General features: G+C 49.6%; 23 protein-coding genes. 5 read left to right on the forward strand and 18 right to left on the reverse strand.

The annotated features are described in order from the left end of the window. The first annotated feature begins 13 nt into the window (after nucleotides 1-13). Nucleotides 14-859: a VanW family protein gene (locus tag DSZ37_RS07900; protein WP_205521493.1), complete on the forward strand. Its 846-nt coding sequence runs from the start codon at nucleotides 14-16 to the stop codon at nucleotides 857-859. A gap of 203 nt (nucleotides 860-1,062) precedes the next feature. Here DSZ37_RS07900 and DSZ37_RS07905 read toward each other — a convergent pair whose 3' ends face one another. Then, nucleotides 1,063-1,281, reverse strand: coding sequence for a helix-turn-helix domain-containing protein (locus tag DSZ37_RS07905; protein WP_109726372.1), 219 nt, complete (start codon nucleotides 1,279-1,281; stop codon nucleotides 1,063-1,065). Nucleotides 1,282-1,418: 137 nt separating this feature from the next. Between DSZ37_RS07905 and DSZ37_RS07910 the strand changes: the two genes are divergently transcribed. The 3 genes from DSZ37_RS07910 to DSZ37_RS07920 all read left to right on the forward strand — a co-directional run bounded on the left by DSZ37_RS07910 (nucleotide 1,419) and on the right by DSZ37_RS07920 (nucleotide 3,199). Continuing rightward, complete coding sequence (locus DSZ37_RS07910; RefSeq protein ID WP_109726373.1) at nucleotides 1,419-1,757, forward strand: hypothetical protein; 339 nt, start codon at nucleotides 1,419-1,421, stop codon at nucleotides 1,755-1,757. A gap of 228 nt (nucleotides 1,758-1,985) precedes the next feature. Further along, the gene (gene fba / locus DSZ37_RS07915) at nucleotides 1,986-2,849 is read left to right on the forward strand and encodes a class II fructose-1,6-bisphosphate aldolase (RefSeq protein ID WP_109726374.1); all 864 of its coding nucleotides are present in this window, start codon (nucleotides 1,986-1,988) and stop codon (nucleotides 2,847-2,849) included. Nucleotides 2,850-2,869: 20 nt separating this feature from the next. Further along, nucleotides 2,870-3,199 carry a hypothetical protein gene (locus DSZ37_RS07920; protein ID WP_109726375.1) on the forward strand — a complete coding sequence of 110 codons (330 nt, stop codon included), beginning with the start codon at nucleotides 2,870-2,872 and terminating at the stop codon, nucleotides 3,197-3,199. 39 nt (nucleotides 3,200-3,238) lie between these two features. Here the strand turns inward: DSZ37_RS07920 and DSZ37_RS07925 are convergent, their stop codons facing one another. From DSZ37_RS07925 to DSZ37_RS07965, 9 genes are all read right to left on the reverse strand, one after another. Continuing rightward, nucleotides 3,239-3,778 carry a flavodoxin family protein gene (locus DSZ37_RS07925; RefSeq protein WP_181380276.1) on the reverse strand — a complete coding sequence of 180 codons (540 nt, stop codon included), beginning with the start codon at nucleotides 3,776-3,778 and terminating at the stop codon, nucleotides 3,239-3,241. 101 nt (nucleotides 3,779-3,879) lie between these two features. After that, entirely contained in the window at nucleotides 3,880-4,665 is a 786-nt protein-coding gene (locus DSZ37_RS07930; RefSeq protein ID WP_109726377.1) for a M23 family metallopeptidase, read from the reverse strand. 320 nt (nucleotides 4,666-4,985) lie between these two features. Beyond that, nucleotides 4,986-6,335, reverse strand: a complete 1,350-nt coding sequence (gene murD / locus DSZ37_RS07935) for a UDP-N-acetylmuramoyl-L-alanine--D-glutamate ligase (RefSeq protein WP_109726378.1) — start codon at nucleotides 6,333-6,335, stop codon at nucleotides 4,986-4,988. Beyond that, nucleotides 6,332-7,714 (reverse strand): hypothetical protein, encoded by a 1,383-nt coding sequence (locus DSZ37_RS07940; RefSeq protein WP_109726379.1) that lies wholly within the window; start codon nucleotides 7,712-7,714, stop codon nucleotides 6,332-6,334. The genes murD and DSZ37_RS07940 overlap by 4 nt, the downstream gene beginning before the upstream one ends. 22 nt (nucleotides 7,715-7,736) lie before the next feature. Then, entirely contained in the window at nucleotides 7,737-8,126 is a 390-nt protein-coding gene (locus tag DSZ37_RS07945; RefSeq protein WP_109726380.1) for a metal-dependent transcriptional regulator, read from the reverse strand. Nucleotides 8,127-8,298: 172 nt separating this feature from the next. Continuing rightward, nucleotides 8,299-10,356: an Eco57I restriction-modification methylase domain-containing protein gene (locus tag DSZ37_RS07950; protein ID WP_181380277.1), complete on the reverse strand. Its 2,058-nt coding sequence runs from the start codon at nucleotides 10,354-10,356 to the stop codon at nucleotides 8,299-8,301. 49 nt (nucleotides 10,357-10,405) lie between these two features. After that, on the reverse strand, nucleotides 10,406-10,909 hold the full coding sequence (locus DSZ37_RS07955; protein WP_109726382.1) for a GNAT family N-acetyltransferase: 504 nt from the start codon (nucleotides 10,907-10,909) through the stop codon (nucleotides 10,406-10,408). Nucleotides 10,910-10,912: 3 nt separating this feature from the next. Next, the gene (xylB, locus tag DSZ37_RS07960; RefSeq protein ID WP_109726383.1) at nucleotides 10,913-12,436 is read right to left on the reverse strand and encodes a xylulokinase; all 1,524 of its coding nucleotides are present in this window, start codon (nucleotides 12,434-12,436) and stop codon (nucleotides 10,913-10,915) included. 146 nt (nucleotides 12,437-12,582) lie between these two features. Beyond that, nucleotides 12,583-13,884 carry a hypothetical protein gene (locus DSZ37_RS07965; RefSeq protein WP_109726384.1) on the reverse strand — a complete coding sequence of 434 codons (1,302 nt, stop codon included), beginning with the start codon at nucleotides 13,882-13,884 and terminating at the stop codon, nucleotides 12,583-12,585. Between the two features lie 186 nt (nucleotides 13,885-14,070). Here DSZ37_RS07965 and DSZ37_RS07970 point away from each other — a divergent pair, with 186 nt between their 5' ends. Beyond that, nucleotides 14,071-14,586 carry a VanZ family protein gene (locus DSZ37_RS07970; protein WP_109726385.1) on the forward strand — a complete coding sequence of 172 codons (516 nt, stop codon included), beginning with the start codon at nucleotides 14,071-14,073 and terminating at the stop codon, nucleotides 14,584-14,586. Between the two features lie 80 nt (nucleotides 14,587-14,666). On the opposite strand, the gene DSZ37_RS07975 is transcribed toward DSZ37_RS07970, so the two are convergent. The 8 genes from DSZ37_RS07975 to DSZ37_RS08010 all read right to left on the reverse strand — a co-directional run bounded on the left by DSZ37_RS07975 (nucleotide 14,667) and on the right by DSZ37_RS08010 (nucleotide 25,039). Next, on the reverse strand, nucleotides 14,667-15,887 hold the full coding sequence (locus DSZ37_RS07975) for a MarR family transcriptional regulator (RefSeq protein ID WP_109726386.1): 1,221 nt from the start codon (nucleotides 15,885-15,887) through the stop codon (nucleotides 14,667-14,669). Between the two features lie 235 nt (nucleotides 15,888-16,122). Continuing rightward, a complete protein-coding gene (locus DSZ37_RS07980) occupies nucleotides 16,123-17,055 on the reverse strand; it encodes an AEC family transporter (RefSeq protein WP_109726387.1) in 933 nt (310 codons plus the stop codon). A 1-nt stretch (nucleotide 17,056) separates the two neighbouring features. Then, complete coding sequence (locus tag DSZ37_RS07985) at nucleotides 17,057-19,711, reverse strand: YfhO family protein (RefSeq protein WP_181380278.1); 2,655 nt, start codon at nucleotides 19,709-19,711, stop codon at nucleotides 17,057-17,059. Nucleotides 19,712-19,819: 108 nt separating this feature from the next. Beyond that, nucleotides 19,820-20,869: a hypothetical protein gene (locus tag DSZ37_RS07990; RefSeq protein WP_109726389.1), complete on the reverse strand. Its 1,050-nt coding sequence runs from the start codon at nucleotides 20,867-20,869 to the stop codon at nucleotides 19,820-19,822. A 141-nt stretch (nucleotides 20,870-21,010) separates the two neighbouring features. Continuing rightward, the gene (locus tag DSZ37_RS07995) at nucleotides 21,011-21,520 is read right to left on the reverse strand and encodes a hypothetical protein (RefSeq protein WP_109726390.1); all 510 of its coding nucleotides are present in this window, start codon (nucleotides 21,518-21,520) and stop codon (nucleotides 21,011-21,013) included. A gap of 124 nt (nucleotides 21,521-21,644) precedes the next feature. Continuing rightward, entirely contained in the window at nucleotides 21,645-22,061 is a 417-nt protein-coding gene (locus DSZ37_RS08000) for a Fur family transcriptional regulator (RefSeq protein ID WP_109726391.1), read from the reverse strand. 11 nt (nucleotides 22,062-22,072) lie between these two features. Continuing rightward, a complete protein-coding gene (locus tag DSZ37_RS08005; protein WP_109726392.1) occupies nucleotides 22,073-22,609 on the reverse strand; it encodes a hypothetical protein in 537 nt (178 codons plus the stop codon). 153 nt (nucleotides 22,610-22,762) lie between these two features. Next, nucleotides 22,763-25,039, reverse strand: coding sequence for a Tex family protein (locus DSZ37_RS08010; protein WP_109726393.1), 2,277 nt, complete (start codon nucleotides 25,037-25,039; stop codon nucleotides 22,763-22,765). Between the last annotated feature and the right edge of the window lie 64 nt (nucleotides 25,040-25,103).

Consider the following 25,103-nt stretch of genomic DNA (forward strand, 5'->3'; position numbering starts at 1 on the left):
AAAAAAAACAAACATGGAGATGACAATTATAAAACGCAGACTTTTCTGTGAGATATCCCCACTGACCTATGCTATTTCCGAGAAGAAATGCATTTTTCTCAGGTCCGTCAAGAACCTCCTCACTGCAAGGCATCTTGCCGCTTCCAAGCAGGAGGAGCCGCTGGAGTATCTCATTTATAAACATAATTCACTCATCAGGCGAAGACTCGGCAACGTAAACATGGCGCTTCAGGAGAACAAGGCGGTAAACCTGTCACTGGCTGCTCCCAGAATAAACGGCATTATCATACGTCCCCACGAGACCTTCTCCTTCTGGTATCTGGTGGGCAAACTCACCGAGAAAAAGGGCTTCAAGGAGGGACTCACCATATTTGCGGACCACCCGTCTTCGGGAGTTGGCGGAGGAATGTGCCAGATGACCAACCTCATACACTGGATGATACTCCACTCGGATATGGATATCACCGAGCACCACCACCACGACGGTCTGGACCTTTTCCCCGATTTTCAGCGAAAGATACCCTTCGGCACTGGTACTTCCATAATGTATAACTACCTTGACTACCGCTTCACCAATAATACGGACAGGACTTATCAGCTCCTTGTACACACTACGGACGAGTACCTCTGCGGTGAGCTGAGAGCGGACAAGCGTCAGCGTTACAAGTACCATATTTCCGCCGAAAACGTTTTCTTTTCCCGTGAAAACGGGACCGTCTACCGCAACGGTGAGATATATCGCGACAAGGTGGACTGCAAAACAGGCAACCACATCGAGAAGAAGCTTATCCGAAAAAATCACGCTAAGGTCATGTACGATACGGCAGGTCTGGAGATAAGGGAGGAAGCTCACTCATAATGACGTTGCCCCGAAGGCTCTGAGAACAGCATTATCACATTATCAGATTATCACTATTACGATTTAATATGATAAAGTACATTGTGCTAAAAAGCAACTGATAATCTGATAAACTGAGAATGTGTACCGATAAGAATAAGGGCGGAGCTATCCGCCCTTTAATATTGAAAAAACGGGAGCTTTTATATGTTAAAGTCCCGTTTTTATTTATATAGCCTTTTATCATTCGTTCTTCCCAGTATATAATCAGCGGAAACACCGTAGAAATTTGCAAGTGTAACAAGGTGACGTATCGGCAATTCTCTTTCTCCTGTTTCATAACGTGAATACTGTGGCTGTGTAGTGTTTAAAAGATTTGCTATATCTATTTGCTGTAGGTCTTTATCTTCACGGAGATCTTTTAACCGTTGTAAATAGTACACAAAAGCACCGCCTTTATTTTATATTATCAACTAAAGTTTATCATAGATTACTAAGATTGTATTGACAGCATATCCAAACAGGTATATAATTATTGTGATATATCCAATCGGATATCAGGCAATCAGGAGGTGTTAATATGTTCAAAAAAGCAGGTGGAAAACTAAAGACAATTATTGTACTATCATTCTCTTTATCCACACTTATATTATTTATCTTATTTATGTTTATCGCTTATCAAACAACTCAAAATTATATTTTATGGTTAATTATTTTTTTGGTGGCAATAATTCCCAATTATATAATTCATCTTGTTATTTTTGCTTTTGCTGAACTTTGTGAAAATGTTAATGAAATAAAAGACGATATCACTGGAACAATGAGCGAAGGTATAGTTTTCATTTCGACAAACATTTATAATATAAATAAAAAGTTAAATGCTGAGAAAAATGATGCTCCAGAACATGATGAAGAATAAAAGGAAGTATAGATAAAAACTAATAGTTCAATTCTGTTATGCATAGCAATTATTATACTCCGATTAGTTATTTCTGCTAACATCATACGGCTTCCCTCAATAATTGCCCATCGTTAACTTATATTGCTAAAATTTTCGGAAACTCTTGCAATTCACCGCAAGCTATGATATAATATTAACGATGGGGTCATGAGCCCCGTAAATGAATTCTCAGGAGGAATTATATCTATGTTAACTTCAGCTACAGAAATGCTCCAGAAAGCAAGAGCAGGCAAATACGCAGTAGGTCAGTTCAATATCAATAACCTTGAGTGGACAAAGGCTATCCTTCTCACAGCTCAGGAGCTCAATAGCCCCGTTATCCTCGGTGTTTCTGAGGGCGCAGGCAAGTATATGTGCGGTTTCGAGACTGTTGCAGCTATGGTTGCAGCTATGGACAAGTCTCTCGGTATCACAGTTCCTGTTGCACTTCACCTCGACCACGGCTCATATGATGGCTGCTACAAGTGCATCAAGGCTGGCTTTACATCTATCATGTTCGACGGTTCACACTTCCCCATCGACGAGAACGTTGCTAAGACAACTGAGCTCGTTAACGTTGCTCACGGTCTTGGTCTCTCAATCGAGGCTGAGGTAGGCGCTATCGGCGGTGAAGAGGACGGCGTTATCGGTAAGGGCGAGTGCGCAGATCCCGCAGAGTGCAAGCAGATCGCTGATCTTGGCGTAGATTTCCTCGCTGCAGGTATCGGTAACATCCACGGTGTATATCCCGCAAACTGGGAGGGACTCAGCTTTGAGACTCTCGAGGCTATCAACAAGACAGTCGGCGAAATGCCCCTCGTTCTCCACGGCGGTACAGGTATCCCTGACGACCAGATCACAAAGGCTATCTCTCTCGGCGTTGCAAAGATCAACGTTAACACAGAGTGCCAGCTGGTATTCGCAGAGGCTACAAGAGGCTATGTTGAAGCAGGCAAGGACAAGCAGGGCAAGGGCTTCGATCCCAGAAAGCTTCTCGCACCCGGCTTTGAGGCTATCAAGGCTAAGGTCAAGGAGAAGATGGAACTCTTCGGCAGCGTAAACAAGGCTTGATCATAAAGAAGGTATAAGATATGGCTTGGGGTAATTATGAGCAGAACTATGTCTATAATTATGACATAAATGCGGTTCTTGATGCAGTCATGCGTGCAGCTGCACAGGTAAAGCTGAAGCTGAAGTCTGCGGACAGAGCTGCTTACAGAGTAAAGTTCAGCACGGGCATATCGCTCTTTACATGGGGCGAGGAGGTCTATGTTACTCTTGGAGTCCTTCCCGACGGAAAGACGGGAGTAAACATCAGAAGCTCATCAAATCTCGGAACAGAGATCGCTGCCAAGTCAAGGAACGAGAGCAATGTACTGAAATTGGTAAATGCGCTCAATTTCTTCCTTCCGCCAAGATAAATAAGCATAATAGCCTGAGGGTTGATCCTCAGGCTATTTTTATATGTTACCGCAGAAAGCGGTTATCTCGGCTTTGCGCGGCTCAACCGCCTCTCTGTATTCCACGGAGCACAGTCCCAGACTGCCGCAGCATTCTATCTCAAGGTGACCGTAGAAATGCTCGATACTTCCGATTATCCTTTCGCACTCTCTCATGGAGGGACCTGTCCTCAGGGCGACGGAATATCCTTTCTTGCCGCTCTTTATAGCTGCATGGGGCTCATGTGTGTTGCACCACGGAGTACATCTGTCAATGAACGCCTTGAACTGCCCGGGGATATCTGCCCAGTATGAGGGCGCCACGGAAACAATGATGTCAGCGCTGTCAAACTCCTCCATTATACGGTCAATATCATCGCTCTGAACACAGCGGGCTGTCTCATGGCAGCTGCGGCAGCCCTTGCAGAAGCTGAATTCATAGTCGTCAATACATATGCTTTTGGTTTCGTACCTCGCCGACAGCTTCTCCGAGACTATCCTTACTATCTCCGCCGTAGCGCCGTTCCTGACGGGGCTGCAATTGATAACGAGTGCTTTCATGACAATACCTCCGTTTATAAAAATATAAACATGATTATATCACAGAAGCATTGATTTGTCAAGAAAAAGATCACTCCCGCCGTTACGGAAGTGATCCTCTGTTACTGTGAGCCGAGAACTGTCATGGGGTCGATGAATTTGCCGTTGTGAGTGACCTCGATATGCAGATGGGGCGGCATAGAGCTTTCTATATCGGCAGTTTCGCCTACTGCTCCTATGACAGCACCGCAGTCAACGGTGTCGCCCTGCTGAACTGCAAGATCGGCGCCCAGTCCGCAATATCTGGTGGTAAAGCCGTTCTTGTGGTCGATGAGGACCGAGACTCCCCACAGTGGGTCGTTGGTCACGGAAGCTACCTCACCGTTTTCCGCAGCAAATACATCTGCCCCCACTTCAGCGGCGATATCCGTGCCGTTGTGGGTCTGCCATGTGCCTGTGGTCTCGTTTTTTACAAGCTCACCGCTGCTGAATGGAGAGAGCACATTGCTCATATCACTTAGTGGAGCGGCTGCAGAGGACATATTGTCCACGGCAGCGGCAGGTGCCTCGGGCTGCTCAGCAAAGCCGTGCTCCTCGGGAACGGCTGCGTCAACGGTTATCTCTGCGGCAGGAATGGTGATCTGCGGCTCGTCATTGAAAACGGGAGCAGTAACCGCAGGAGCTGTGGCTCTCTGTGCAGGGGCAGTTGCTTTGGGTATGTCGGTGACGGGCTTGTTTACCTGAGCATCCTGCACAACGGGAGAATTCGGCTTCTGAGACAGCTTATCCCCTTGCTTATGAGCGAAAAGGCAGGCAGCTCCCACCATTGCCACGCTGATGACCAGAGCGGCATAGAAGCCCTTTGAGACTTTTGCGTAATTCTTATCGGTCAGTTCGTTTTTTTTCACACTAACACCTCCGACTTTATTTTTGACATAAAATCGGAAAATATACATTGCATGAAAAGTTCCTCAAGCGTTCCAAATCACACACTTCTGATTTAAGCCGTTAGCCTGATGTTGGGGCGGCGTTCCGCCGCCCGATAATAAAGCGGCAAAGCCGCTTCCTGATGGCTAAGGGCTTCGGATTTTAACACCCTGCGGTGTTAAAATCCGATTTATATCAGGACACATTATATCATGATACTGCTAAAATGTAATCAGAAAAAGCCATAGTACCTCCTGTCAGAAATACTATGGCTCAATTCTTTTATATCAGCATATTGCGCTTATTTACCAAGCTCGGAAACCAGCTTCTTGAAAGCATCGCCGCGCTCCTCAAAGTTCTTGAATATGCCGTAGCTTGCAGCCGCAGGCGACATTACGCAGCTCATGCCCTCGGGAGTTATCTCCGCAGCAAGCTTTACTGCACCGTCAAGGTGGTCGGCGTAGTGTACGCGGGACTTGTCCGAGAAGTCCTCCCTCGCCTGTATCATATCGAACACTCTCCTGCCTGAAGCCTCCATGCAGATGACCTGAACACCGAAGTCTGCAAGGAAGTCCACAAGAGAGGTGTAGTCGATACCTCTGTCCATACCGCCGATGAGGATAGTTCCCACCTCGGGAACGCTCTGAAGCGCTGATATCGCAGTAGCGCAGGCTGTCGAGATAGAGTCGTCATACCAGCGAATGCCCTTTACCGTATCAACATATTCCAGACGGTGAGCCAGAGAATCAAAGCTGCAAAGCGCCTTTGTGAAGTCCTCCTCCTCTACCCTGTCCTTGCATACATCCCATGCAATTGCGATATTGTAGTGATTGTGAGTTCCCAGAAGCTTTATGCTGTCCACAGGTATCTCGTACTCCTCATCGTCGGAGTCGTACACGATACCGTCCGCAACGTACACATCGGCGCTGCTGTCAGTATTTGACACAGTTACCGCGATTGACGGTATATCGTCAGTCCTGATTGCTTTATTGCACCACAGAACGTCGCATACGTCCTGATGAAGGTAGATGTTCTTCTTAGCGTTGTAGTAGTTCTCCATGGTGCCGTAGTGGTCAAGGTGCTCCTCATAGAGATTGAGGAATACCGCACATCTGGGCGAAACCGTCATATACTCCAGCTGGTGGCAGGAAAGCTCGCAGACTACAACTGTGTCCTCGTTCATGCCCTCGGCGATGTCGAATACGGGGATACCGATATTTCCTGCGATACGGCAGTCTATACCGCTCTCCTTCAGCACATGGTAGATAAGTGAAGTCACCGTGCTCTTGCCCTTGGTGCCCGTAATGCCGATTATCTGCTCGCGGAACACCTCGAAGAACACCTGTGTCTCGCAGGTTATGAGGCATTTAAGCTCGGAAAGAGACTTCTCCAGCACGATACCCGGGCTCTTGAACACCATGTCAAAGCGGTCCAGACACTTCTGATAGTCCTCGCCGCAGATAAGCTCCACATTTTCGGGAAGACCGTTTGCAGCGGCGTCCACAGGATTGAGGTCGGCGATGGCAAGTGAAGCCTGTGCGCCGTACTTCTCCAGTATCTTGTATGTTGACCTGCCCTCTCTGCCGAAGCCGAGTATGCAGACTTTCTTTCCCTTGGTGTATTCCTTTATATAGTCGCAGAATTTGTTCAAAGCAGACGCTCCATTTCATTTTTAAGTATTTTTGCAAATTCAGCAGGCAGCAGGTTCTGCTCGTTGAACGAGCCGCAGTACTCCTTATTGATACCGTCGATGGTCTCGGGGCGGTAGAGTCCGCGGGACTTGTATTCCTCAAACAGCAGCGGCAGCTTTTCGCCCTGCTGTTCAAGCTTCCGTATGGCAAGTGATACGGCTAAATTCACCTCGTCGATACTTCCCACGCACTCAAATGGCTTATGCAGGGACTGTCCGATAAGCTCGACGAAGTACTCCTTCATTTTCGGGTCGTCCAGCATATCCTTGCCGAAAATGTCCCTGAGCTCCGAAAGGCTGAGAAACGGGGAAAGTATCAGGCTTACAAAAAGGCACTTTGGGCACTCGCCGCACCATATGTCGGGCGATACCTTGCTGCCCAGATTGCAGCTTCTGAACACGGACAGGTACTTCCTGTGTGACACGAACATCTTTGCTATCTGAAACTCCGAAAGGGGTCTCAGGAAGCTGAAATAATACTGTCCCGTGCGCAGGTATTTCTCCTCATAGCTGTGGAAGTCCTGCTCGAACTCAAAGCTCTTGGAGTACTGGTGATTAACGTCCTGTCCCACGACGGTGCTCTCATTGGCACTGGACTCGTTGGAAAGAACGATGTATTTCAGACTGTTAAGGTATGCGGTTATCTCCGCAGAAAAGGCAACTATTGCCGAAAAAGGCGTATGACCGTTGATGAAGCCCTTGTTGTTCAGCTCTATCAGCGAGCGGTCAAAATGGCGCTGTGCAGTGATAAGTGAACTCTCGGGAAGTCCTGCTGCCGCAACGGTGCCGCTGATGGAGCGGCGCTTGTTGATGGAATAGCACATACAGTCCATTCCTGCGTTCACGAGAGTCTCAAGAGTGAGGGCGGAGTCCTTTCCGCCGCCGATAGGAACCAGACAGCCCTTTGGCTGACGCTCCCTTTCCACGAGTGAGCTGTCAAAGCTTCCCTCGGAGATTATCTCCACGAAGCTGTCAGGATCAGCGTTGATGCCGTTTACGAAGAACAGCTCGCCCAGTCCCATGTACCACAGCTTTTTCCACCACTTCTTCTGGTCCTCGTCCAGCTCGCCGCACTCCACGCGGAATATCGGTGAACAGGCAGCCTTCCAGTAGCTTACGGCTTCTGCCATTCCCAGTGAGAAAGCCAGCCTTTCAAATTTAAGGTCGCCCTTGACGGACATTCCCGCAGGCTTGCCAAAGGTCCAGCTGGGACGGAACTCAGCAAGTCCTTCTATCTTGAACTTATAGCCTATCTCCACGGTCTCAGCCGTTTCGTTTATATTATATGATCTGTATACAAAAACGGGGTATTTCTCCCTGAATTCTTCATACTTACCCATTACTATCCTCCGCTGACAGGGTTCATTTTTTGTTTTCTGCTTCTCCCGCAAGCTTTCTGTAATGTGCCTTCAGAAGGGCAAAAGTTTCGTCGGAAATATCATGCTCTACCTTACAGGCGTCCTCAGCGGCAACGTCGCGGTTAACGCCGAGAAGAATGAAGAAATCGGTGAGCACAGTATGGCGGTCATAGATGTGTTCTGCAACGCTCCTGCCTGCGTCCGTCAGGCGTATGTGATTATCGCCGTCAACGGTAACGAGTCCCTCATCCTTCATCTTCTTGAGGATTATGGAAACCGTAGGGCGTGAATATCCGAGATATGAACAGATATCTATTGCATGAACGTCGGGCTGCTTCTGGGAGAGTATGAGTATAGTCTCCAGATAATTTTCAACTGCTTCAGTAATAGCCATTCTGATTCTCCTTTGCAATATAATGATTGCCAATTGTTATAATGGTATACAAATACATTATATCATATAATTATAAAAATAGCAACAGCCGCGGCGAAAAAGTTCTGTTTTTCTTATGTAAAACGCAGAAACAGAAGTGCTTCTCTTTATTCTTATGACGTTGGCTGATAATTCAGACCAGAGGGTGGCGGCTGAAGTCCCATGAGGTCTCGAAGCTGTCCCAGTCCTGACGGCAAAGCTCGGTATTCTCCTTGACGAGTGCGCTTATTTCCGCTATATGTCCACTTTTTTCGGGCAGCGGCAGTCTTGCTATGTCTCCGGGGTTCATGTTCATTGTGGGGTTCAGCACCTCCGAAAGCACCTGCACAGGCTTGCTGTTAAGGAGTCCCAGCAGAAAGACAAGGCTGTCCCCGTCCTCGGGAAAGGCGCTTGTGCCTGCGACGTTGAACATGAAGTTTTCGTTGAAATATCGTACAGAAATGGCTCCGCTGGTTATCTGTGACCAGCTCACAGAGGGGCGGAAATTGTAGGAAAGCCCTTGAGGACGGGAGCGCAGCTTCCCCTTTTCGTCGTGGAAATCCATTATCTCCTCGCCATTGTTCTCCCAGTTCACCACATATTCGCGGTTGCCGTACCACCTGCGGTAGCTGCCGCCCTTGTTGAGCAGGTACCACTTGCATTTCTGACTGCCCGAAAATGCTATCTTGTCAGCTTCTACCTCGAACCACCTCCGCAAGAAACGGTCATTGTCTCCTGTGATAAGGCCCTCCCTGACGGGTACGACCTCTCCAAGAGCTGTGCCCTCAAAAGCCCTGAGTACAGCCTCTCCCAGCCAGTACGCCACGGGAGCCGTAGGGATCGCGGACATCTTTTTTGCGTCGGCATTAAAGCGATATCCGCAGCCTTCATTGCCGACAGCAGCAATAACACTGCGGCGCTGCTGCTCCATATCTCCCCTGACATCGGCAAGTCTGACATATATCCCTCTGCTTTCGGCGCTGTCCTTCACCGCCGTAAATGCACACAGCGGCACAGTCGCGTCATCAAAGGCGGAATATTCAAAATGTATCATTGTACTTACGGGGCACTCCGTAAATATTAGCCTTCGCAGCTTCTCATAGGACTGGAGAAACAGCCATGTGGCAGGCGTGAGAAATCCCATGTATCCTCCGCCTTTCAGCATTTTCACACTTTTTGCCATGAATGCCGAAAACAGATCCGCACAGTAATCGCCGTAGTTTCCGCAGATGTAGTCCCTGAGCTCAGTATTCATTGCAGGCTTTCCCAGATAGGGCGGATTAGTCACGATTATGTCGTATTCTTGTCGCAAGAGCTGACCGATAATTGCGCTCTTACTATCTTGCTCCGAAAGCTCATCGCTGTTTATGAGTGAGCCCACTGTCTCATTTACTCCCGAAAAGTCATACACCTGTGGAGCAGTCTCAGCTCCGTAACGCGCCGCTTTCATTCTCAGCACGGTCTCTGCAAGGCAGCAGGCACGTGGATCAAGCTCCAGACCGAACAGATTATGGGTCAGAGTCTTCTCCGCAGCCTCCTTGTCCGTACAGCCGCAGCTGCGGTAGAGCTCCATAAACACATCAAAGGCGTAAAGCAGCACATTGCCGCTGCCCATGCACGGGTCTATGAGCTTTATCCCCTCGGGAGCTGTCACGCTTGTCCCCAGCGGACTGCCAAAGCTCAGCTCCCCCTCGGCGATATCATGTCCGCATCTGCGGATATACCGTATCAGCGTGTTCTGCACCATGTACCGCACCACCCACTCGGGAGTGAATATCTGCGTTGCTGCGGCAACTTTGTCACCGCTGAGGCGCTTGCTGTTTTTCAGTCCCACAGCTATCTCCTGCCTGTATGGCTCGTTAAAGTACTGGTGAAGCTGTCCCGGTACCATGTCGCTGCCAAAGTACTCGCCGCCAAGGCAGAGGAGCTTCGCAGCTGTTCCGCCGTCAGCTAACAGCTGCGGCGGAACGGGCAGCTCGGGAGAAAGCTTGAATATACCGCCAAATCTGCTGCCGAGCTGCCTGCACTTTTCCTTGAAAAGTGCACTGCGAAGCTCCTCTGCCTTGCTCATAAGCTCCGCCACAAAGGACGGGTCCGCCATATGCAAAGCACAAAGGCGCATGAAGCCGAAATATGCAGTTTTCTCGTCGGACTCCGCCATAAGCTCACTGCGGGCATTCATTGCGAATTTTTTCAGAAGAGATATATCCAATTTGTTATCCTCACAATTTCCAAAGGCGGACATTAAGTCCGCCTTTTGTTTATTTGATATGAAGCTCCGATATTACTGCCTCAAAGACCTCTTTCCCGTTGTCGCGGGAGTACTGCCCCGTATATTCCGGCACAAAGCCGCATTTCTCCAGAACTCTCCCCGAAGCGCCGTTCTCCTTGGCGTAATACGCCATGAAATCGCGGATACCCTCGGACACAGCCTGCTGTATTACAGCTCTTGCCGCCTCAGTGGCATATCCCTTGCCCCAGAAGCTTCGGTTGAGATTATAGCCCAGCTCCACAAGCTTGTCGCCGTCACGAGGACTAAGGCTGATATCTCCTATGACCTTGCCGCTCTCCCTGAGTTCAATAGCCATACGGTACTTTTTCTCCATCCACTCCGCTATCCTCAGCCTTGTCTCGCTTATATCAGCGTCGCAGGGATAGGGCATGAACCTGTTGACCTCGGGATCAGAGCGAAGCTCATAAACGTCCTCGGCGTCAGTTTCACGGAACTGCCGTATGATAAGTCTTTCGGTAGTAACTGTTTCCATTTATCAGAGTGAAGCCAGCTTTGCGAACTGCGCCTTCAGTGCAGGGTAGATCTCTCTGTACAGCTGATAGTACTTCTCGTACTCGGGAACGTTCTTCTCGTCGGGAGCCTGAACCTTGTCGGTCTTGATGATAGCTCCGCAAGCCTCTGTAACGCTGCTGTAGATGCCTGCGCCAACGCTTGCAAGGATAGCTACGCCCAGTGCGGGACCTTCCTTGGAGGCAACTGTCTTTACGTTGCAGTTGTAAAGGTCGGCAAGCATACTTCTCCAGAGGGGTGAGGAACCGCCGCCGCCGCAAGCCATCATGTCGCTTACGTTTACGTTCATCTCACGGAATACCTCTACGCAGTCGCGGAGCGAATATGTAACACCCTCAAGAACAGCACGGAGCATATCCTTTCTGGTGTGGATAGCTGAAAGTCCGAAGAATACTCCTCTTGCATCGGGGTCAAGGTGAGGAGTTCTCTCGCCCATGAGGTAGGGCAGATAGAGAAGTCTGTTAGCGCCTACGGGAACTGTTTCAGCCTGCTTGTCCATGAGGTAGTACTCGTCAACGCCCATGAGCTTTGCAGTCTCCTTCTCGCTCATGCAGAAGTTGTCTCTGAACCACTTCAGTGAGAGACCTGCACCCTGTGTAACGCCCATAACGTGCCATGCATTGGGAACAGCAGCACAGCAGGTGTGGACTCTGCCCTGCTTATCGATGGATATATCGGAGGTATGAGCAAATACGACGCCCGAAGTACCGATAGTCGTGAAAGCCTTGCCGTCCTCAACAACGCCTGTGCCGACAGCAGCTGCTGCATTGTCGCCTGCGCCGCCTACAACGATGGTGCCCTCGCAGAGACCGATGGTCTCAGCCATTTTCTTTGTGAGCTTTCCTGTTACCTCACAGCTCTCGTATACCTTGCCCAGCCAGTTCTTGTCGATCTCGAAAGCGCTGAGGAGCTCGTCGGACCACTTACGGTTGGGAACATCAAGAAGCTGCATACCGGAAGCGTCAGAGACCTCGGTAGCATACTCGCCTGTGAGGATAAATCTCAGATAGTCCTTGGGAAGAAGGATATGAGCTACCTTGGAGTATATCTCGGGCTCATTGTTCTTTACCCAGAGTATCTTTGCAGCAGTCCAGCCTGTGAGTGCGGGATTGGCTGTGATATCAACAAGCTTTTCTCTGCCGACGATGCGGTTCATCTCCTCAACCTCGGCAGCTGTTCTCTGGTCGCACCAGATTATGGACTTACGGAGAACATTGTTGTCCTTGTCCAGCATAACGAGACCGTGCATCTGTCCCGAGATACCGATACCCTTTACGTCCTCCTTCTTAACACCGCTCTTAGCCATAACAGCCTTTACGGTCTCGATCATTGCGTTTGCCCAGTCCGCAGGATCCTGCTCCGCATAGCCGTTCTTGGGCTGATACATGGGATATTCGATAGTCTTTGAAGCGATAACGCTTCCCTTCTCGTCAAAAAGGACTGTTTTTGTACCGCTGGTACCGCAGTCCACACCAATTACATATGCCATAGATTAGCAACTCCTTTTGAATATTTACAGGGAGCCTCCCCTGCATTATAGTTCTCTAAATCATAATATCCCTGATAAGCTTATAAATTAAGCGCCGCGGTCAGCTCACTTACGGAGCTGATCTGTCCGCAGCGCCTTTTGTCATCTCAGTTGAGAAGATCTACCGAGAAATGTCTCGAGTTCACATCGTAGTAGTCCTCAAGCTCGGCAACATAGTAGCGGAATACCACCTTGTCGGTAATGACCTCGGTATCGTTGACGCCCTCGGGGACCTCCTCGCCCTCTGCGTAAACATGGGGCTCAGCCGATACGGTCATAACGTCGCCGCTTTCCGAAACTCCCAGATATGCGAGCTGCTCGTCGGTCAGAGTATTGAGCATTATCGTATGGCTCTTTTTTACATGGAAGTAGGTTATTCCCGTAGCCTCGTCAACGTGCTCTGTGTTGTACTGCTTGAGCGCTTTCGCAGTCATATCGCTGAAGTAAACTCTCTTGCCTGCTGTGTAGTCCATTTCCTCAAGGACTTCCTTTGATGGCTGCTTGATGTAATATCTGCCGTCCGCATCCTTGCCTATGCCGAAGAAGTCCAGCTGCTCATCGGTGAGAGTGTCCATAGGCACGGGATCAACGTCGGAAGCGGTCTTGTTTATAGCGAACTTACGGCTTGCGGACAGGTCTGCAAGCATGAGCTTATTGTCATAGGTGTAGCCCAGATGCTCCAGCTCGGCATCGGTGACAGTTACCTCTATCTTGTCGGAGATGGAGTTGAGATGGTCGGTTATCTCCTGACGGTTCTGTGAAGTCCAGTTCACGGTAACATTGTCCTGAGTAGGTCTGTGCATATATACTACTCTCTCCATATTCTTGAGGGTGAAAGTAGCGAAAGAATACTTGAGATCGGCTGTATTAGGCTCAACATAAATAGCTGTGCTGCCGTTTGAGGTATCCTGTGTATTGACTATCCTGTATCGGTATGTTCCCGAGGGAGACACGCCCGTCTCGATGACCTCCTCCTTTGTAGCAGCTACAAAGAATGTGGTAAAGAGGAAATATCCCAGTGCACCGAAGATATACAAAAGAAGTATGATGGTGGCAAGGGCTGTCTTGACGCCCTCTCCTGCGCCCGAAAGCAGAAGTATGACTATACCCACCACGATTATGGGGATAATGAGTCCCCACTCGCCGAAGTACAGCAGTACAACGGGGAGCATGGCAGGAAGTATGATGAAGCTGCATATCCTCGTGATTATCTGATGGCGGGTATACAGCATGATTATCAGCGCCAGAAGGGATATACCAGTGACTGCAAGACAGAGTGATGTACGCTGCTGAACGTGCATATCATAGAATATGGATATGTAACCCAGCCTGCAGACAAAATAGGTGTAGATTATGCTAAGAACCGAAATGACTCTTTTTGTCCAGACATTTCCAAAAAAACTTTTCATTATTGCCTCCGAAATTTGATCTATATATAAAAGCTATGCGGCTATAAAGTCACACACAGTATATTATATCATTTTTCTTTATGGTTTACAAGGCATTTTTGAAATTTTTTCATTAAAAAAACCGCACTTTACAAAAGTCCGCAATAATTGTATAATATATAGAGCAAGAAATGAAAGGAAAACACAATGGCAGATAATACTAAAAAGCTGAAAATATATCAGATATTATTCGCTGCCCTCACTCTGGCAGTAATGGTCACCATATTCGTCTTCTCCTCAGAGGACGCCGATACCTCCTCTCAGACCAGCTCCTCGCTGACAAAGGTGGCTGTGACCATCATCGACAAGAACTACTATAACGAGCCCCCTGCAAAGCAGCAGGAGATCTGGCATCAGGCTTCATTCATAGTGCGAAAGCTGGCACACTTTTCCATATACACCGTGCTGGGCTTCTGCGCGTCCGTTGCAGCAGGCAGACGCAGGCTCTTTACCCTAAGGAGCCTCGGAACGGTGTTATTCGGCTTTCTGTACGCTCTCTCCGACGAGTTCCACCAGAGCTTTTCCGCAGGCCGCTCCTGCGAATTCCGCGACATGATGATAGACACGGGCGGAGCAGCGCTGGGTATGCTCATATCAGTTGCAGTCATGGGGATCGTCGGTATAATAGCTGCCAAGCGCCGCAAAACCAAGATAAAACAGTAAAAGAGTGCCCTGAGGCACTCTTTTTTCTTTATGCTGACAAAAAAACCTGAAAGAGCAAAGCTCCTTCAGGTTTTTGGCTTTTACTGCATTCCGCCTCTTACATAGAAGTTATCCTGAATGATAAGTGCGCAGCCGCCGAGGAAATTGTTCTTTCCGTCCAGCTTGCTGAGGACAACTCTGTCAGCGATCTCCTCGCTTACAAGACGTATCATCTCACGCTTGCAGTAGTCGAATTGCTTCTCGTTGAGCTTGAAGTTGTGGAGAACTATCCTCTTTGCAAAGTGGCTGATAGCCAGATTGTTGATGAGGACCGTATACTTTGCGATAAGGTCGTCCACAACGTTCTTGACAGGCTCCTCACCTCTCATGAGCGCCATGAATACGTTATCGGTATTGATTCTGGTCTTGTCGCCCTCTGTGAGCTCATAGAGCACAGGGGTCTTGTCCTTCGAGTAGATCTCATAGAAGGCATTGAGCATAGCTGTTCTTGAGAGCTCTGCCTTTACCGAGCCATTGGGATAGCCCTCATAGGACTTTCCGTTGGGACAAACGATATATCTCTCGATAGTTGACGTATACGAAACGTAGTCCGCAGACAGCTCGTTCTTGTTGATGATAGCAAGGTTCACCTGATTTCCGTTGTGGATGAACGCCTGATTGGTCTGATAGCCGTTCTGTGTTCTGAAATCGTTGCTTGCCAGAGCCATGAGACCGATGGCATTTCCGCAGTGTATCTCGAAATTGAGACCGCCCGAGAGCTTGTCGATAAAGTTTGTGAAATCAAGCACTCCGTCCTTGTAGAATATCTTCAGCTTGCCCCACATAGAAGGCACAACGCCCACACCGAGACCCAGTATCTTATCCTTGGTAAGAGCGCTGTTCTCGACCATTTCGTTGCTGGTCTTGATTATGTAGTTGATGATATCCTTGCTTGTGGTCCTGTCGTCGATGACCATGCTTGCCTTGTCGAGAACCTCGGAATTAAGGTTGGTAAGACCGATGCTTACCTCCTTTTCATCAACGGTAGCGCCCAGTGCAAAACGGCTGTTCACGTTGATGTCGATAAGTATCTTTCTTCTTCCCTTCTGAAGCTTTTCTGTGTTTACGGGAGCTTCTCCGATCTCTACGAGAACTCCCTCCTCGATCATTTCGTTAGTGATGATAGTAACGGCAGCTCTTGTTATCTCCAGAGCACTTGCCACATCCACTCTGGAAATAGGTCCTGATTCTCTGATGACCCTGAGTATCTGCATTCTGTTACGTCTTTTCAGATCAAGCTTACTAATACCTCTTTTTTCCATACTTCAACAACTCCATTTCTTCTTGATTCTGTTTCGGGACCATGTCCCACGCTGTACAAACTGCATATCCCCACAGGAGTTTTAAACAGCCTCGGCTGTTATAACTGCCCGTATAATTTTATCTTTTTATAAAAAAGACAATCTCTTTTAACGTATTTATATTATAACACAATATTATTAAAATTCAAACCTTTTAACGCAAATATTTATAAAATCAGCATTTTTGACAAAGTACTCAGAGTATTTTTGTTAAATATTCCGTAGCTTTAACGACCAGCGGAAGGGTCACTACGGATAGTATAGTTCCTGCCGTAAATATCTCCGAAGCGTACACGGAATTTCTGCCGTATCTTATGCTCAGGAGTGTACACATTGCCGCAGGAGGTGCAGAGGCTGCTATGAGCACTGTCATGCGTACCTTTTCGTCTACTCCCGTCAGCAGAGACAGGGGCACCGCCAGTATCAGCGGCACCACTATGAGCTTCAGCAGGCAGACGTAGTACACTCTGAGATTTTTCAGCAGCTTCGGCACATTTGTCGCAGCTATGGTGACTCCCGAAACTATCATCGCCATGGGAGTGTTGACCTCCTTGATGAAGCCCAGTGCGTTCAGCGCCGTTGAGGGCAGCCTTATCTCGAAGAAGAATGTGATAAGTCCGAGGACTATGGAGATTATGGTGGGAGAGTAGAACACCTTTACCACCTGTCGGAAGTCCTTTTTGCCCGATATGAGTATAACGCCGTGAGTCCAGACGATAAGGTTGAACACGGTTATGAATGCGGTCAGGTAGAAAACTCCCTCATCGTGGTAAATAGCGTCTACAAGAGGGATGCCCATGAAGCCGCAGTTGGAGTACACCGACGAAAAGCGCTCTATCTCGAATTCCCTGCCCTGCTTTTTTCTGACAAACAGGTATGACAGCAGTATCACAAGGGTCATGGCTGCCACGGAGATGCCAAAGGTTATGAGGAGATTTCTCGCAAGCTCCGTGCGGTAGGGCTTCTGGTAGGACATGAATATGACCACGGGGTTCACCACCTGAAGCACGAACTTTGACAGGTCCTTGTTGGAAGCCTCGCTTATAAGCTTTGTTTTGGCACAGATAACGCCTATGGCTATGAGTATCAGCATTATCAGCGTCTGATTGAAGATAGTCGATGAAACCATTTTATCCTCCGATAAGGTAGATTATATTGACGACAGTCCAGACCAGCGGAGCTGCCGCATAGAATATCAGTACAGTGACCGCGCTCAGGGCGTACACAGCCCTTGCGGCTGCCTTTCCCGTCACGCCGCTGTTTTTTCCGCGGAGCACCATCAGCAGCACTCCAAAGAGAAGCACTCCCGCACAGGTGAGAAGCCCTCCCGTTTTCAGTCCCTTGGGGCAGAACCGCATACGCACTGTGCCGCCGCCCTCTGGCAGATTTACGGCGCAGAAGCTTCCCAGCGTCCTGATGAGCTCAGCCTTTTCACCGTTGACAGTGCAGCTCCAGCCCTCGGACCATGTCACGGGAAGATACACATATCCGCCCGACTCTGCCTTTGCAGTAATGGTATTGCCCTCAACGCTGACGGAAGCAGTCTCCGCAGCGGCTATTGCCTTAGCCGCTCTCTCCGCGTCAAAGGTGTAAACGCCAAAGCTTGCGGCTGTGAAGTCCTTCAGCACCCTCACCTTTACGGTGACAGTCTCGTCCTCATATGTGCCGAGGTCCACTATGCCGTTTACAGAGCTGCTTGGGTAGCTGCTCACTTTAAGGCTGCCGTTGACACTGACCTCAACGCTGTTATAGTACTCCTCCTCAACATCGGTGGAATAGCGGTCAAAAAGGTCGAAATACAGCTCTTTGCAGCCTGTCACATCTATCTCGTAGGCAAGCTCCGCAGGCTCGTCGGGTATGACCGAGACCATAGTCTCGCCGTCAGTCTGACTAATGACGGCTCCGCTGACAGTATTTGGGAAATGCTTCATAACAGTGCCGCCCTCGCCGAAAAGCCTGTCGGCAATGAAGTCTGTAGTCTCCATACGCTGTAAGTCCTCATAGTCGGAAAGCTCCTCGGGCGCGACCTCGGAGACAACAGCTCCCTTTGGCACATATGGGTCTGTGCGAATGGAAATATTACCGCTGAGGTCATAGGGCTCATAGAAACGGTTGCCCGAAGGGTCGCCCACAATGTATTTATTGAGCAGCAGCTCATCGGTCAGCATAGTCCCCCCTGTGGAGTCCATATCCAGCCAGTGGGAGGAGTAGCCCATGCGCTTGAGGGTGTAGAGCACATCACTGTCCGTAAGGGAGGTATAGTGCCCGATGGAGTATTTTCCCATGGCTTCGGCATAGTTGGGATAGTAATAGCGTTTCGTCTCCTTTACGCGGACAAATCCCTCGTCGGGGATGCGCTCAAGGGAATCGCAGGTAACGCGGAAATAATCCGAGGACTCCCCTGCCTCGGCAACATTTATACCGAAGGTCATGAAGCTCTCGCTGAAAACCACGGCAGCCATGACCGTTACCGTGAGCCATTTCGGGATACTGCCCCTGCGGAAGCTGTAAAGGCAGATAAAATAAGCCGCTCCGCCGAAAAGTCCCAGAACCGAGATGATGATGCCGTCCTTTTTGTCCACCCAAAGGCTGTGAGCGTAGGAGCTGAGAGAGCTTCGGTGAAAATAAGCTATAAAGGCTGCGGTTATGTACAAAGCCGCAGACGCGGCAGATATGACGCAGGCGGAGAGCCTGTGGTTCTTTTCGGGCTCCTCCTCGAGCAGCGCTCCGCAGGCTGAAAATATGAGCAGGATAACGATAAAGCCGTATCTCAGCGGATACGCCTGATAGCTGCCCGTCTGGAGCAGCTTGTTCACAGGCTCCGCAAAAACACCTATAAGGGCAGCTATTCCCGAAGCACCGAATAAAAACGCCTTTCCCGACTTCAGCTTTTTCCTGAATACTAAAATGAGCACAGCTCCTGCAAAAACAAGGGAGCTTCCCGACAGCACCGCCATCTTGTCGAAGTTCCTGTCCACAAAATATCCGCCGAAAAAGGCGTCACTGAGGGAATTTCCTCTGCCCGAGGCTGTATACTGCGCAAAGGCAGGCAGCCAGACAGCTCCGCTTATAAGAGCAGCACACAGGTCGGCAGCAAGGAGCCGCAGAGCTCTGCTGCCGCGTTTTTCAGGCTCACAGCACAGGTACAGAGCAGCTCCACCGAGCATTGCTGTGAAAATGATGACCATGAAGCTGATGTAGAAGTTCATGACCACACAAAGCGACAAACAAACAGTATAAGCTCCCCATTTGCCGCTGCTCAGGAGCCTGAACAGCGCCGTCAGCAGCAGCGGGAATACTATCATCATATCCAGCCACATATCGTTCTGATAATACAGCATAACATAGCCGCTTGTGCCGTACATCACCGACATGAGGGCTCCCATGGGGACATTAAGCTTCGGCAGCACCCTTCGGAAATAAAATTCCGCAGAAGCCGCGCTCAGCCCAGCTTTAATGACGATGAGGATGTTCACGAACCATATCATATGAGAGTTGTCCACCGCAAGGCTTATAAGAGACAGCGGCGAGGACAGGAAGAACAGAAAGACTCCGTAGAAATTCATCATGCCTCCGCCGCGTCCCAGCAGCAGAGAACCGTCTGAAAAGGCTGTTTTCAGCTCCATAAGCAGCGGAACGTACTGCTGATCCATATCGCACCATGCCGCGGAGCGCTCCCCGAAGGGATAATAGCCGTGTATCAGATAGAACAGCATGAAAAGCACAGCCGTAACCGCTCCTGCCATGAGCGGTGCGGTAAATAAAGAAATATCACGTTTTTTCATGCTGTCCCTCCTTTGCATTAACCAAATTATTTTATCATATTTCGCCGCAATAGTCAATAAAAAATCCGAAGCATTTCTGCTTCGGATCTTTAAATTCTTCAGTCTTTATCAGTCATAATAATCCAGACCGTCAGCTGACATGGGAATGATCTTCCAGCCGTCGCCCTTGATCTTTACAACGCAAAGCTTTGTGGATTCGTGCTTTGTATCGCCGTCCTCGTCCTTGTGCTTTGTCTTGACCTTCATCTCATAGCCCTGTGAGATCTCGATATCGTCATCATCAGCATCATAGTCCTCACACATATCCTCGAAGTAGTTCTCAGCCTGTCTGATATCGGACTTCTTGAGCTTTTCCTTACGAGAGATCTTGTCAAACTTGGGGAGAGTCTCCTTGTCCTCGAGATCGTCGATCATATCCTCGATCATCTCGTTGTAGCTGTCAACCTTATCCTCAAACTCGTCCTCATCCTTGAGCTCCTTGATAACGGACTTGGGGAGAGTGAGCTCCATCATTGCCTTACCGCCGTGCTTGTTGGAAGCAGCCTTTACATACTTCTTTACTGCGCCCTTTGCACCGCCGCCTAAGCAGAGTGCACAGAGAAGCAGTAAAATGAGAGCTGCAATAGCAGCTACTGCTATATAAACGGCATTCTTGTTGTTCTTCATTCCGCCGGGAAGGTTCTCGGATATACCGCCTGCGATGTTGTCAACCTTCTTTGCGATGTCAGCACCGTTGAGCTGCTTGAAGCCGTTGCCTGCATTCTGAGCAGCATTGTTTACCTGCTGACCTGCATCCTGAGCAGCCTGTACTGCGTCATTCTTAACGTCGTTAACAGCATCAGCCGCATTGCTTACAGCCTGAGCAGCGTCGTTCTTAACTTCGTTCACAGCGTTGTTAACTGCATTTGCAGCACCGTCAGCAACACCGCTTACAGCCTCTGCTGCCTTCTGCTCTGCGTTCTGAGCAGCGTCAGCAGCCTTATCTGCAACATTGCTTACAGCCTCTGCTGCCTCGTTCTTAACTTCGCTTACAGCGTTTTCAGCAGTGTTGACTCCGCTCTCTACGGTGTCCTTAACTTCTTCTGCTGCCTTAGCGCCTGCACAGTCGCAGGAGCCACCTTCGGGGATCTGCTTTCCGCAGTACTTACAAAATGCCATAAGATAACCTCCAAAATAAAAAATTTCAATAATTATTTTATCATATATCCTATATATTGTCAAGCAAAACCATTTATTTTGGAAAGCAAAAATTCTTTTTCGTCAGTTTGCATAAAAAAGCCAAAAAGCACCGACTTTCCTTTAAAAGCCGGTGCTCTTGATGTGTTTTTTACGCGCGATGATATAGGATAACAGAAGCGCCGCCCCGGGCACCGCTGCTGTCGGCAGCAAAGCAGTCAGCTCCGCAGCAGACAGGTTTGCAGATAACGCAGACGGCTCTATAAAGTTGCACAGCTGCAAAAACGACGGCTCCAGCAGCTTGAATATGCCGTAGAACTCAAAACCGCCGCCCAGCGCAGATATGAACAGCACTATCCTGTTTACCGCAGGAAACAGTGTAACTGCCGCCGCTGCACATAACATCCCTGTCATCGGGATCGGTTTGCCGCTGATACGTTCACTTTTAAGGTCTGCCGCTGCTTCCTTTATTCCGAGGTCCGCCAGAATACATACCAGTACGGCAGCTGTGCATACAAGGCATATCGCCCTGAAAACGCCGCCTTTGAGCGCCGCAAGCATTATATTCACGAACAGACAGAGCAGCTGTGCGGCAATATATCTCACAACGGCTTTTATGGTCTTTGATCTCATGGCTTTCACTTCCTGCGCATATTCAGCCTTTTTCCGCGCATAATAATACCGGAGGTGTTACTATGCACGATAATGACGAACAGGACGTTAAGATATACATTCCCAAGGGCTCCGCAGACAGCGGTCAGTCCTTGCCGCAGCAGTCCGAGCAGCGCCCGTAGAACACTGTCTGGGAATAATCTATTGCGAAGCCGTGTTCCTCCTCGATGTGACGGGTGAGGTCGGCAAGGTGATCGCAGTCAAGATGTATGAGCCTGCCGCAGCTGAGACACTTCAGGTGAAAATGACTGCGGCACTGCTCCTCGTCCTCTATATACTGATAGCAGGCACAGGTCTTGCCGTCAAAGGCGTACTTACGCACGATCCCCTGCTCCACCAGACGGTCGAGCTGTCTGTAAATAGTCGCAACGCCGACGGGAGTGCCCTCCGCCGACAGAAAGGCGCTTATCTCCTGAACGTTGGTGTGCTTGTCCTTATTCTTCATGAGGTACGACAGAAGATTCTCCTTCTGCTTTGTGTTATATCCAGAGTCCTTTTTCATTTTCCCCTCCGTTACTGTGTGATGATCTTCCAGCCCTCGTCGTTGAGTCTGAGAACGATTACTGACTCCTCTCCGCCTTTCTCGCCATTCCTGAGGTAGTCAAAGGTGAGCTCGTAGCCCTCCTTTATATCAAATTCCTTCTCGGTCATTTTTATATAGGGATCGCAGAGATTAACGAAATATCTCTTTATTCCGCTGCGCTGCTCATCGGTGAGCTCCTGTGAGGAGGTCACACTGCCGAAGGTATACACCGACTCCTCAAGAGCAAAACTCTTCTCCTGACTTTCATTGAAGGTCTGCACGAGATCATCGTACTTACCGCTGTCCTTTATAGCCTTTACCGCTTCGTCGGGAAACATATAGGCGTAGAAAATCCCGCCGCCGCCGCTTGTGTGCATAGCATCGAAGCACTCCTTCAGTGCGTCTTCATAGGAAGCGCCGTCCTGCATGGTGACTTTGGCAGTTGAGATGCTGCTCTTGGACTGACAGCCTGCTAAGCCGCAGAAAGCAAGGGCACAGGCAAAAAGAACTGTTGCTGATCTTCTCATTTCATTATCCTCCGTGATCATCGTTTATGTACATTCATTCAGATTATAACACTATTCTGCGTCGTTGTCAATGAATTATCCCGACATAAAGCCGCACCATTCGGTGCGGCTGTTACAGGTCCTGTCTTCTGTGTTAACGGAAACTGTTTCCCCTTACTTCTGCTTTATGCGGAAGCTGCTGTTGCGGAGCTGAGAAGCGTCAAAGCCCTTGGGCTTGCGGTCCTCGCGCTTTCTGTTGTTGGGTCTGCGCTCGGACTTCTGCTGCTTTTTCTCCTCCTCGTCGTTGAGACGCATGGTGAGGGATATACGGTTTCTCTTGAGGTCAACGTCAAGTACTCTTACCTTGACTACCTCGCCCACCTTTACAGCCTCGAGGGGGTGCTTGATGTAGCGGCTGCATATCTGTGAGATATGCACCAGACCGTCCTCGTGAACGCCGATGTCCACGAAGCAGCCGAAGTCGATGATATTGCGGACAGTTCCCACAAGCTCCATGCCGGGCTTTAAGTCCTTTATCTCCATAACGTCGCCGCTTCTGAGGAGAGGTGCGGGAAGCTCGTCACGGAGGTCGCGTCCCGGCTTCTTCAGCTCGCCGATGATATCGGTGAGGGTAGGAACGCCTATTCCCAGTGACTTGCTGATATTCTCTATGCCGATGCTGTCAGCCTTTTCGTTTATGCCCTCTGCACCGCCGCCTGCGATATCGGCAAGGGTGAAGCCGCACTCGCTGAGCAGTGAAGAAGCTGCCGCATAGCTCTCGGGGTGAACTGCCGTATTGTCAAGAGGATTCTTGCCGTCGCGGACTCTCAGGAAGCCTGCACACTGCTCGAAAACCTTCTTGCCCAACTTGGGAACCTTGAGGAGCTCCTTGCGGTCGGTAAATCTGCCGTTCTCCTCACGGTAGGTAACGATGTTCTTTGCAACTGTGGCATTAATTCCCGAAACATATGACAGGAGCGAATGCGAAGCTGTATTCAGGTCAACACCTACCGAGTTAACGCAGTCCTCGACTACGCCGCCCAGAGCCTCGCTCATTCTTGCCTGAGGCATATCATGCTGATACTGTCCTACACCGATAGCCTTGGGGTCTATCTTTACCAGCTCGGCAAGGGGGTCCTGAAGACGTCTTGCGATGGAGATAGCTCCTCTTATGGATACGTCATACTCGGGGAACTCCTCGGCAGCTACCTTGGAAGCTGAGTATACAGAGGCTCCAGCCTCGCTTACTACCATGTAGCTTACGTCCTGAGGAACTTCCTTGACTATCTCTGCGGCAAAGCTCTCGGTCTCGCGTGAAGCGGTGCCGTTTCCGATGGAGATGACGTTTACGTTGTACTTCTGTATGAACTCCTTGACCTTGCGCTTTGCAGCCTCAACTGCTCCGGCAGAGCCAACGGGGTAGATGATAGCGGTATCCAGCACCTTGCCTGTTCCGTCGATAACTGCGGTCTTGCAGCCATGAGCGTATCCGGGGTCGAGTCCGAGGATAATGCTGCTCTTGAGCGGGGGCTGAAGGAGCATCTGACGGAGGTTTGCTGCGAATACCTTTATGGACTCCTCCGCAGCCTTTGCGCTCATCTCGGAGCGTATCTCGCGCTCGATTGAGGGGAATATAAGTCTCTTGTAGCTGTCTGCGGCGGCAGCTCTCACAAGCTCTCCGCAGGCGTTGTTAGCCTTTATGTACTTGCCGAAGATAACGTCCGTAGCCAGAGTCTCGTCAAGGGTAACAGCTACCTTGAGGAAGCCCTCCTTCTCGCCTCTGTCAAGTGCGAGAACGCGGTGATTAGCCACCTTGGGGATAGCCTCGGAGTACTCGTAGTAGTTCATATATACGCTCTCAGCCTCGGGGTCAGAAGCCTTCGATACCAGCTCGCCCTTTTCGCCTGCAAGGGCACGGAGCTTCTTTCTGATATCCGCATCGTCGGAGATATCCTCCGCGATGATGTCCATAGCTCCCTGAAGTGCTGTCTGGACGTCGTTTATCTTCTTCTCCTCGTCGATGAAAGCCTCTGCCTCCTTCTCGGGGTCTGTGGAATTTTCCTGCGCCATGAGCATCTCAGCCAGCGGCTCCAGACCGTTCTCACGGGCAATGCTTGCACGGGTACGGCGCTTGGGCTTGAAGGGACGATAGATGTCCTCCACCTCTACCAGAGTTACGGCAGCGCTTATGGCAGCCTCTATCTCGGGAGTCATCTTCTCCTGCTCCGTGATGGCGTTTGTTACCTCCTCCTTGCGCTTTTCAAGGTTGCGGAGGTACATGAGCCTGTCGTAGAGCTCACGGAGTATCTGGTCATCGAGGGAGCCTGTGAGCTCCTTACGGTAACGGGCGATAAAGGGTATGGTCTTATCGTCATCTATGAGAGCGACAGTGTTGTCCACCTGCTCCTGCTTCAGTCCGAATTCCTTTGCGAGTGTCTTGTTGATATCCATAATTGATCCTTTCATTTTTACGATGATAAGGACCGACGGGTGCTGCCGCGGTCCTGCTATCCGT

The organism is Ruminococcus flavefaciens (assembly GCF_900116855.1).
Classification (GTDB): Bacteria; Bacillota; Clostridia; order Oscillospirales; family Ruminococcaceae; genus Ruminococcus; species Ruminococcus flavefaciens_R.